Genomic DNA, 10,307 nt, shown 5'->3' with positions numbered 1-10,307 from the left:
GGTGATCTTCTGCGACAGGTCGCCGCCGGCCACCGCGGTGGTGACCTGGGCGATGTCACGGACCTGGTTGGTCAGGTTGCTCGCCATCGAGTTCACCGAGTCGGTGAGGTCCTTCCACCGGCCGGCCACGCCGGGCACCTCGGCCTGACCTCCGAGGCGGCCCTCGGTGCCGACCTCGCGGGCGACGCGGGTGACCTCGTCGGCGAAGGTCTGCAAGGTGGCGGTCATGGAGTTGAGCGTCTCGGCGAGCTCGGCGACCTCACCGCGCGCGGTGACCGTGATCTGCTGCGACAGGTCGCCGCGGGCGACGGCCTTGGCGACCGAGGAGATCCCGCGCACCTGGGAGGTCAGGTTGGAGGCCATCGTGTTGACCGAGTCGGTCAGGTCGCGCCAGGTGCCGGAGACGCCGCGTACGTCGGCCTGGCCGCCGAGGCGGCCCTCGGTGCCGACCTCGCGGGCGACACGGGTGACCTCGGCGGCGAACGAGGACAGCTGGCCGACCATCCGGTCGACGGTGTCCTTGAGCTGTGCCATCTCGCCGGAGACCTCGATGGTGACCGTGCGGGACAGGTCTCCGTTGGCGACCGCGGTGGTGACCTCGGCGATGTCGCGGACCTGGGCGGTCAGCTTCGAGGACATGGTGTTGACGGCATCGACGAGGTCGCGCCAGGTGCCCGACGCGTTCCGCACCCGGGCGCGGCCGCCCAGCTTGCCCTCGGTGCCGACCTCGCGGGTGACCCGGGCGATCTCCTCGGTGATCGTGGCGAGCTGGGTGACCAGGCCGTTCACGCTCTTGGCGACGAGCAGCGGGTCGCCCTTGAGCGGGCGGCTGCCCTGGCGTACGTCCATCGTCTGGGTGAGGTCGCCCGCGGAGACCGCGGCGACGACCCGGGCGACCTCGGCGGTCGGGCGGGCAAGGTCGGCGACCAGGTCGTTGGCGTCCTCGACGGCACCGGCCCAGGCGCCGCCGCCGATGCTCGGCCGGAGCCGCTCGTCGTGGTGGCCGTCGCGGCCCGCGTCGCGGCGCACGCGCGCGAGCTCGCCGCTCAGGTGACCGAGCCGGTCGGCGATCTCGTTGTGGAGGGAGGCGAGGTCGCCGAGAGGGCCGTCGACCGGGTCGAGGCGCCCGGTGAAGACGCCGTCGCGCATCGCGGTCATCGCGTCCTTGAGCCGGCGCAGCGCGATCGGGTCGACCGCCACCTGCGCCGGAGGCGTGGTGCCAGTCGATGTGTCAGCCGATGTGCCCGACGATGAGGGCATCCCGCCTCCTCTCGCGCTGAGTCGCGCGTCTTCTGCAGTGTCGCATTCATCGCCTGTCCGCGACTCAGAAATCACCGTTCGCCACCGATTCTGGTCAATCCTTGACCTACCTGCAGATCCCTTCCGGGGATAAGTCCTTTTCGTGGCGAATCGGGTGCAGAATCGGCGGTGGACATGAGCACCGGAGTCAAGACGCTCTCGCGCACCTTCGAACCGGCACCTACGTCGGTCTCCGAGGCGCGCCGTTTCACGCGGAAGGTGCTCGACGAATGGGGTCTCGACGACATCCTCGACGACGCCGTCCTGCTGACCAGCGAGCTGGTGACCAACGCCGTGACCCATGCCGGCACGCCGATGACCGTGTCGGTCGTACGCGAGGAGGACCGGCTCCGCATCGACGTGTTCGACCAGCACCCGACCCGGGTGCTGCCGGTCGGCGCCAACGCCCACCCCGGGGCCGGCGAGCACGGCCGCGGGCTGCTGATCACCTCGGCGCTGGCGACGGCCTGGGGCGTGGAGTACCGCAAGGACCACAAGCGGGTGTGGGCGGCGTTCGCGCTGGTGGAGGAGACCATCGGCGCCGAGGCGCCCGCGAGCGACGGCCCGGAGGACCAGGACGTACGCCGCCGGGACCCCGCCGCCCAGGATCCGCTGGGGCTGGGCGGGCTGGCCCTCAACCAGCTCCCGCTGGCGGACATGCTCCAGCTCGTGGTGGAGCAGACCCGGGACCGCTTCGCGGCGGATGCTGCCTACCTCCTGCTCGAGGACGAGATGGAGGACCGGTTCGTGGTGGCGGCCACGAGCGGGTCCGCGGACCCCATCCAGGGACGGAGCGTGCGCCGCGGTGAGGCCGGTGCGCCGAGCCTCAGGGCGTCGTTCCGGCCGTTGTCCATCGGTGACCTGAGCGCGACCCCGGTCGACCTGCTCCGGGGCCTCGAGCTGCGCTCGCTCGCCACCGCGCCGGTGGCGTTCGACGGGCGGGTGATCGGGACGCTGGCGGTCGCCCGGGCCGAGCCGGGCGGCTTCACGACCGAGGACGGCGCGCAGCTGCAGCGGGTCGCGGACTGGGCCGCGCCCAGCGTCGACCGCGCCGCGACCCGGGCCGCGGACAGCGAACGGCGTGCGTGGCTGGCGTTCCTGGGGGAGTCCAGCGTGATGCTGGCCGGGTCGCTGGACCTGGAGACGACGACGGCCATGACCGGACAGGTCGTCGTGCCGCGGCTCGCGACCTGGTGCGGCATCTACCTCAACGATGCCCGTGACCAACCCCGGCTCCAGTTCTCCTGGCACGCCGACGAGCACCAGCTCGATGCGTTGCAGGACGCCTTGGAGAAGGCGGCGCCCGACGGTCGTGAGGCCCCGGCCGAACCGTACTTCCCGGGCGAGGTCGCGATCCTCCCGCTGGTGACGCGCAACCGGATCATCGGCTGGCTCACTCTCGGCCGGCCCCCCGGTGAGCCGTTGCGTCGCGAGCGGCTGCTGGTGGCGGAGTCGGTGGCCCGCCGGGCGGCGCTGGCCATCGACAACGCGCGCGCCCACACCGAGCTCCAGGAGATCGGCCAGTCCCTGCAGCGCAGCCTGCTGCCCGCGGTGCTGCCCGACATCCCCGGCGTCGACATCGGGGTGGGCTACGAGCCGACCGGGGAGTTCAACGACGCCGGTGGCGACTTCTACGACATCTTCGCGCTCGGCGCCGGGCGCTGGGGGTTCATGGTGGGCGACGTGTGCGGGGTCGGCCCCGAGGCGGCCGCGGTCGCCGGGATGTCGCGCCACACCGTGCGCGCGCTGATGCGGGCCGGCATCCCGATCGCGCCGACCCTGGAGCGGCTCAACGCCGCGATCTGCGACGAGGGCAGCCGGGGCCGGTTCGTCACGATGGTCTGCGGCACGCTCGAGACCACCTCGGCCTCCCGGTTCCTGGTGCGGCTCGTGTGTGCGGGTCATCCGCCGCCGTTCCTGGTCTCCCGTGCCCGGTCCGGGGTCCCGGCCCGGCGGGTGGGCAGGCCGCAGACGCTCCTCGGGGTGCTCGACGCGGTCGACTACATCGAGGAGGAGGTGACGGTGGCGCGCGGCGACCGGCTCGTCGTCGTCACCGACGGTGTTCTGGAGCGTCGTGCCGGAGTCGCGATGTTCGAGGAGCCCGGGGTCGAGGCCGTCCTCGCCGCCGGCATCGGGGCCGGGGCCCAGGCCCTCGCCGACCGGCTGCTGCGCGCGGTCGCCGACTTCTCCACCACACCGCCCTCCGACGACATGGCCGTCCTGGTCCTCGACCTCGGCAGGGAGGCCGTCGCCTAGGCGGTTCCGAACCGGTCCGTGCCGAGCTCGTTCGTGCCGAGCTCGTTCGGGCTGAACTCCTCGTGGCCGAGCACCCCGAGCAGCCGGATCTTCTCCTCGGCCTCGCTACCGGGCACCGGCGTCAGCACCAGCAGCACCTGGCCCATGTCCTGGCTGGTCAGCACCTGGCAGTCGACGTCGATGCGGCCGACGTGGGGATGCAGCAGGGTCTTGTGGTCCTCGAAGCGGTGGGTGACCTCGTGCCGTTCCCACAGCTCGCGGAACTCCTCCGATCGGGTCTCCAGGAGGCGTACGAGATCGCCGGCGCGCGAGCGCTCGCCCATGGCTCCGTAGGCCACCCGCAGGGTCGCCACCAGACCACGGCCGTGCCGGTCGTGGAACTCGGGCGGGTAGACGTCCCGCGTCGAGGGATCGGTGAACCAGCGGTAGGCCTCGAACCGGTCCCAGCCGGTCAGCGCCGGACGGTCACCGAAGATCGTGACGGCGAGCCGGTTCGCGACCAGCGTCTCGCCGAGCGCGGACATGATCATCGCCGGGGTGTCCTCGAGCCGGTCCAGCACCCGCAGCAGCGCCGGGGCGACATGGCCGTCCTCGAACGTACGCCGCGGGGCGTTGTGGCCGGCCAGCCGATAGAGGTGGTCGCGCTCGTCGATGCTCAGGCGCAGCGCCCGGGCGAGCGCCGACAGCATCTGGTCGGAGGGCTGCGGGCCGCGCTGCTGCTCGAGACGGACGTAGTAGTCGGTCGACATCCCGGTCAGCGCGGCGACCTCCTCACGGCGCAGGCCAGGCGTGCGCCGCCGGGGTCCGGCGACCAGGCCGACGTCCTGCGGGCGGAGCGCCTCCCGGCGGCGGCGGAGGAAGTCGGCGAGCGAGGCACGGTCCATGACAACCATCATGCGGGGTGCACGCCGACGCAACCAGGGATCGCCGATCCCACGATCACCGGGTCTCTCCCGCCCGGCGAGCGACGGCCGCAGCGTGGAGGCATGAACATCACCGGAAACACCATCTTCATCCCCGGAGCGACCTCCGGGATCGGCCTCGCCCTCGCGCTGCGTCTGAAGGAGCGCGGCAACACCGTCGTCATCGGTGGCAGGCGCACCTCGCTCCTCGCCGAGCTGGCCGAGGCGCACGGGTTCGGCACCGTGCGTATCGACACCGCCGCCGCCGCGTCGATCGCGGAGGCGACAGCCGATGTCGTGAGCCGCTTCCCCGACCTGAACGTGCTCGTCGCGATGGCCGGGATCATGCGCCCCGAGGACTGGACCACGACCGGGTTCCTCGCCGATGCCGAGGAGACCGTGGTGACGAACCTGCTCGGTCCGATCCGGCTCATCGACGCGCTTCTGCCGCACCTGCGCGAGCGGCCCGGCGCCACGATCCTCACCGTCTCCTCGGGGCTGGCCCACACGCCGCTGCGGTTCACCCCCACCTACAACGCCACGAAGGCGGCGATCCACCAGCTCTCCGAGTCGATCCGGATGCAGCTGGAGCCGATCGGGATCCAGGTCACCGAGCTCGTCCCGCCGGCGGTCCGGACGGCCCTGATGCCGGGCCACGAGAGCTCCGAGCACGCCATGCCGTTGGAGGCCTACGTCGAGGAGGTGATGGCCCTGCTCGAGGCCGATCCCGAGGCTCACGAGGTGCTCGTGGAGCAGGTCAAGCTGCTGCGCTACGCCGAGGTCCGCGGCGACTACGACCAGATCATCGGGGTCCTCAACGCGGCGGAGGAACGGGTCCGCTGACCCCGGGTCGGGGCCCGCGTCGGGAGCCCTAGACTGAGGCAACATGAGCGAGCTCACCGTGATCGTGCTGGCCGCCGGCGGCGGCACCCGGATGAAGTCCAAGACTCCCAAGATGCTCCACCAGATCGCGGGCCGGAGCCTCGTCGGCCATGTCCTGGCCGCGGTCTCGGAGGCCGGCGCGTCGCGCGTGGTCGCGGTCGTGGGCCACCAGCGCGAGCTCGTCGAGCCGCACATCGCCGAGATCCTCCCCGAGGCGGTGATCGCGGTGCAGACCGAGCAGCTCGGCACCGCCCACGCGGTGCGGGTGGCGGTCGAGGCGGGCGCGGTCTCCGGTGGGACCGTCCTGGTGACGTACGGCGACACGCCGCTGCTGCGCGGTGAGTCGCTGCGCGCGCTGGTGGCCGACCACGAAGCTGCCGGCCGGGCCGCGACGATCCTGAGCGGGATCGTCCCGGAGCCGTTCGGCTACGGCCGGATCCTGCGTGGAGACGCCGGGGTCACCGGGATCGTCGAGGAGAAGGACGCGACCGACGAGGAGCGGGCGATCACCGAGATCAACTCGGGGATCATCGCCTTCGACGGTGGCTTCCTTGCCGGGGTGCTTCCGCGGATCGGCAACGACAACGCGAAGAAGGAGTTCTACCTCACCGACGCGATCGCGCTGGCGGTCTCCGACGGGCTGGCGGTGGACGCGTTCGTCCTCGACGACGTCAGCGAGGCCGAGGGCGCCAACGACCGGGCCCAGCTCGCGGCGCTCGGGAAGGTCCTCAACGAGCGGATCGTCACCCGGTGGATGAAGGACGGGGTCACCGTGATGGACCCTGCCACGACCTGGATCGACGCCGACGTCGAGCTCGCCCCCGACGTCACCATCCTGCCCGGCACCCAGCTGATCGGTGCCACCCGGATCGACGAGGACGCGGTGGTCGGCCCCGACTGCACCCTGAAGGACACCGAGGTCGGCCACGGCGCCCGGGTGGTGCGTACGCAGGCAGAGCTCGCCGTCGTCGGACCCGGTGCCAACGTGGGTCCGTTCTCCTACCTGCGCCCGGGCACGGTGCTCGGCGAGGAGGGCAAGATCGGCGGTTTCGTCGAGGTCAAGAACTCATCGATCGGAGCTGGGGCGAAGGTGCCGCACCTGTCCTACGTCGGCGACGCGACGATCGGTGAGGGCACCAACATCGGGGCCGGCACGATCTTCGCCAACTACGACGGGGTCAACAAGCACAAGACCCGGATCGGGCGCCACGTGAAGTCGGGGTCCGGTGTGACCTTTGTCGCGCCGGTGGTCGTCGGAGACGGTGCCGCGACCGGCGGCGAGGCCCTGATCCGCGAGGACGTGCCGCCCGGTGCACTGGCCGTCTCCGCAGGTCAGCAGCGCAACATCGAGGGTTGGGCGCTGGCCCGGAGGGCCGGTACGCCGCAGGCGGCGGCGGCCGAGGAGGCGCTCGAGGCGGGCGTACCCATCCTCGGTGAACCCCCGGCGACCGGGGAGTAACCGCCGGGGTTGGGCGCGACGGCGATGTTGATGGAGAATCCAAGTGCAGTGACCCCGGGGGTAGGAGCCAGCACATGACCAAGCGCACCACCGAGAAGCAGTTGATGCTCTTCAGCGGCCGGGCTCACCCGGTCCTCGCCGAGGAAGTCGCCGACCTCCTCGGAACGAAGCTGACGCCGACCTCGGCCTACGACTTCGCCAACTCCGAGATCTACGTACGCTACGAGGAGTCGGTGCGCGGTTCGGACGCGTTCGTCATCCAGTCGCACACGGCGCCGATCAACCAGTGGCTGATGGAGCACCTGATCATGGTCGATGCGCTCAAGCGCGCCTCGGCCAAGCGGATCACCGTCGTGATGCCGTTCTGGGGCTACTCCCGCCAGGACAAGAAGCACCGCGGTCGCGAGCCGATCTCGGCCCGCCTGGTCGCCGACATGTTCAAGACCGCGGGTGCGGACCGGATCATCTCCGTCGACCTCCACGCCGACCAGCTCCAGGGCTACTTCGACGGCCCGGTCGACCACCTGATGGCGCTGCCGCTGCTGACCGACTACATCAAGGACAAGTACGGGTCGCAGCCCCTGGCCGTCGTCTCTCCCGACGCCGGCCGGATCAAGGTTGCCGAGCGCTGGGCGGCCCGGCTCGGTGGGGCGCCGCTGGCGTTCATCCACAAGACCCGCGACATCAACCGTCCCAACGAGACCGTCGCCAACCGCGTCGTGGGTGACGTCAAGGGTCGCATCTGCATCCTGACCGACGACATGATCGACACCGGCGGCACGATCGTGAAGGCCGCCGACGCGATCATGGCCGAGGGCGCTGCCGGCGTGATCATCTGCGCCACCCACGCGATCCTCTCCGACCCCGCCGTCGACCGGCTGAAGAACTCCACCGCCACCGAGGTCGTCATCACCAACACCCTCCCGGTGCCGGAGGAGAAGCAGTTCGACAAGCTCACCACGCTCTCCATCGCCCCCATGCTCGCCCGCGCAATCCGTGAGGTCTTCGAGGACGGTTCGGTGACCTCGATGTTCGACGGTCACGCCTGAGCCTGCTTCGTCCGTGGCCGGCGACTTCGAGCTGACGACGGACGAGCTGCGAGTCGTAGCCCGGTACGTCGCGGAGACCGCCGCCGAGGTCCTGCCGGTCTTCGAGGCGGCCGTTCCTGGTGACCCGCGCCCGAGGCTCGCGCTCGATGCGGCCTGGGAATTCGTCGGTGGTGCGAGACGTACGAAGCTGCAGCGCGTCACCTCCTTGGATGCTCATCGGGCGGCGGCCGAGGCGCCGTCAGAGGCAGCTCGGCTGGCTGCCCGGAGTGCCGGCGATGCCGCCTCGGCCGCCTACCTCCATCCGCTCGCCGATGCTGCTCAGGTCGGGCACATCCTGCGTGCCGCGGCCAGCGTCGCCCGGATCGCGGAGATCTCCGAGCCCGGGGCTGCCGTGGCGTCCCTGGACCGAGCCGTCGAGCGCGCGAGCCCGGTGCTGCTCGACGTACTCGCGCGTTATCCTGCTGTGCCGGCCGGCAAGAACCGTGTCGCAGAGCTCATGAGTGCCCTCGACAGCCGACTGCGAGTGTCTGGCTGAGTTTCGGCCAAGCGCTCAGGGTGCGACGAACCGGGCCTCGGCCTCGTCGGAGAGGGCGGCGTCGATCCGTGCCCGGAGCTCGGGGTGCATCTCGGGCAGTTCGTCCACGCGGAACCAGCCGACGTCCATCGACTCGTCATCGGCGACGTACGCCTCTCCTGAGCGCCATGTGCAGCTGAACGTCAGGTCCATGTAGACCGCACGATCGCCGTTGGGATAGACCATCGAGTCTGTCGCGGCTGCCGATGCCAGGCGGTCGACGGAGATATCCACTCCGGTCTCTTCCTTTGCCTCGCGCACCGCTGCCGTCGCCGGCTGCTCGCCGGGGTCGACGATTCCCGTGATCGGCGTCCACCTCAGGTTGTCTGCGCGTTGGACCAGGAGGATCTCGTCGTCTCTGCGTACCACTGCTGTGACCCCGGGGAGCCAGAGCAGCTCTGTTCCTATCTTGCGGCGGAGGTCGACGATGAAGTCTGGGGTCGGCATGGTGGTCACGGTATCGGGGTGGTCCTGAGGCATTCCGCGGACTGCTTCTTGGGGTTGGTGTGGGCCGCCGACCCTTTCTTGGAGGGTGTTATCGATCTGGTCCGGCGTCAAGGACGCCCTTCGGGCGCCGGCTTCGCCGGCCGCTTCGCGGTCCTGGACTCCGGACCAGATCGATAAAAGATTTCGCTGGCTATCGGGGCGGCGGCCCGGGTGTGGCGCGGAGAAATTCGTACGCGAAACGTTGAGGTCGAAGGGTTGGAGGGTGGCCCTTCGGGCCACTTACCATCCACAGAAGCGAGATCGTTCGCTGACCGCGAAAACGTGGTTGACCTGGGAAAATAGGTGGCTCTGGAGCGAGTGAAGGCGTAGAATCGGACACATCACAGCACGCCTCTGAAGGAGAGGGCAGCGATGAGTCTCGGGCGCTCGATCGACCACTGGGGCGCCAACCCCGGGGACGCGATCGACGCTGCTTTGCAGGCCATCGAAACCGCCGTCCAAGACCTCCTCGCCACCGATCCCGCCTACTGGTGCACGGAACAGAAGAAGGACCTGCTGGAGCGTTTGGAGAAGCTCCAGGCCCAGCAAGCCGCATTGAAGCTGCGAGTGCTCGCGTCTGCTGGCGACATCGCTGAGGAGACCGGTGCGAAAGACGCCTCCGGGTGGATGCGGACCGAGCTCCTCGTCGACAAGGGCGTGGCTCGCTCGCAGGTGAAGCTCGCGGCAGCGGTGACCAAGTACGACCTCGTCGCCGCCGGCCTCGCTGAGGGTGTGGTGTCCCAGGACAAGGCCCGGGTGATCACCCAGGCCCTCGACCAGATCGAGAACGACCCCGCCGCCAGCGGCGAGGACCTGATCCTGGCCGAGAAGCTGCTCGTGGACTACGCGACCCGGTTGACGGCGAACGAGCTGAAGATCGTCGGACGCCGGATCCTCGCCGAGATCGACCCCGACCGATTCGAAGCCGTCGAAGCCAAGGCTTTGCAGCGGGAGGAGGAACGGGCGCATCGGCGCACCTTCTTCTCCTCGCGCGACAACGGTGACGGGACCGTCGATATCCAGGCGAGGGTCTCTCGCGCTGTCGGGGTCCGGTTGCGCACGATCTTGGACTCGCTGGCGCAGCCCCGGAAGCTCTCGGCCGAGAACAAGGGCGTCAAAGCACCCTATGACCGGCTGCTGGGCCAGGCGTTCGCCCGAGTGATCGAGACCTACGACGTCGACCAGCTCCCCAGACACGGTGGGCATGCGACCACGGTGTTCATCACCATGAGCCTCGACCAGCTCCGCAACGACCTCGGCACCGCAGCCCTCGGATTCGACGGCGAGCAGATCGCCGCCGCCGAAGCCCGCCGGATGGCCTGCAACGCCGACCTGATCCCGGTGGTGTTGGGCACCGACTCCGAGATCCTCGACCTCGGTCGCACCGCCCGGCTGGCGCA

The 10,307-nt window shown here is 70.2% G+C and carries 9 protein-coding genes; 6 read left to right on the top strand and 3 right to left on the bottom strand.

Features of this window, described 5'->3' with window-relative positions:
• A partial coding sequence (locus ACIA03_RS00045; RefSeq protein WP_396978016.1) for a HAMP domain-containing protein occupies nucleotides 1-1,260 on the bottom strand: 1,260 nt, incomplete at its 3' end.
• A gap of 174 nt (nucleotides 1,261-1,434) precedes the next feature.
• Between ACIA03_RS00045 and ACIA03_RS00040 the strand changes: the two genes are divergently transcribed.
• Nucleotides 1,435-3,555, top strand: coding sequence for a SpoIIE family protein phosphatase (locus ACIA03_RS00040; RefSeq protein ID WP_396978014.1), 2,121 nt, complete (start codon nucleotides 1,435-1,437; stop codon nucleotides 3,553-3,555).
• Here ACIA03_RS00040 and ACIA03_RS00035 read toward each other — a convergent pair.
• A complete protein-coding gene (locus ACIA03_RS00035; RefSeq protein WP_396978012.1) occupies nucleotides 3,552-4,439 on the bottom strand; it encodes a helix-turn-helix transcriptional regulator in 888 nt (295 codons plus the stop codon). The two genes, ACIA03_RS00040 and ACIA03_RS00035, sit on opposite strands and share 4 nt — an antisense overlap.
• Nucleotides 4,440-4,541: 102 nt before the next feature.
• On the opposite strand from ACIA03_RS00035, the gene ACIA03_RS00030 reads away from it, so the two are divergent.
• The 4 genes from ACIA03_RS00030 (at nucleotide 4,542) to ACIA03_RS00015 (ending at nucleotide 8,382) form a co-directional block, all read left to right on the top strand.
• Nucleotides 4,542-5,300 (top strand): SDR family oxidoreductase, encoded by a 759-nt coding sequence (locus ACIA03_RS00030; RefSeq protein ID WP_396978010.1) that lies wholly within the window; start codon nucleotides 4,542-4,544, stop codon nucleotides 5,298-5,300.
• A 43-nt stretch (nucleotides 5,301-5,343) separates the two neighbouring features.
• Complete coding sequence (glmU, locus tag ACIA03_RS00025) at nucleotides 5,344-6,798, top strand: bifunctional UDP-N-acetylglucosamine diphosphorylase/glucosamine-1-phosphate N-acetyltransferase GlmU (RefSeq protein WP_396978008.1); 1,455 nt, start codon at nucleotides 5,344-5,346, stop codon at nucleotides 6,796-6,798.
• A 74-nt stretch (nucleotides 6,799-6,872) separates the two neighbouring features.
• Nucleotides 6,873-7,847, top strand: a complete 975-nt coding sequence (locus ACIA03_RS00020) for a ribose-phosphate diphosphokinase (RefSeq protein ID WP_141795227.1) — start codon at nucleotides 6,873-6,875, stop codon at nucleotides 7,845-7,847.
• 13 nt (nucleotides 7,848-7,860) lie between these two features.
• Nucleotides 7,861-8,382: a putative immunity protein gene (locus ACIA03_RS00015; RefSeq protein ID WP_396978005.1), complete on the top strand. Its 522-nt coding sequence runs from the start codon at nucleotides 7,861-7,863 to the stop codon at nucleotides 8,380-8,382.
• Between the two features lie 15 nt (nucleotides 8,383-8,397).
• Here ACIA03_RS00015 and ACIA03_RS00010 read toward each other — a convergent pair whose 3' ends face one another.
• Nucleotides 8,398-8,868, bottom strand: coding sequence for an NUDIX hydrolase (locus tag ACIA03_RS00010; RefSeq protein ID WP_396978003.1), 471 nt, complete (start codon nucleotides 8,866-8,868; stop codon nucleotides 8,398-8,400).
• A gap of 411 nt (nucleotides 8,869-9,279) precedes the next feature.
• Between ACIA03_RS00010 and ACIA03_RS00005 the strand changes: the two genes are divergently transcribed.
• Nucleotides 9,280-10,307 (top strand): DUF222 domain-containing protein (locus ACIA03_RS00005; RefSeq protein WP_396978001.1); only part of this gene is annotated, 1,028 nt, incomplete at its 3' end.

Source organism: Nocardioides sp. NPDC051685 (assembly GCF_044453405.1).
Taxonomy (GTDB): Bacteria; Actinomycetota; Actinomycetes; order Propionibacteriales; family Nocardioidaceae; genus Nocardioides.
The sequence above is the reverse complement of the archived record's forward strand: the minus strand, read 5'-3'. Positions and strand labels throughout refer to the sequence as shown.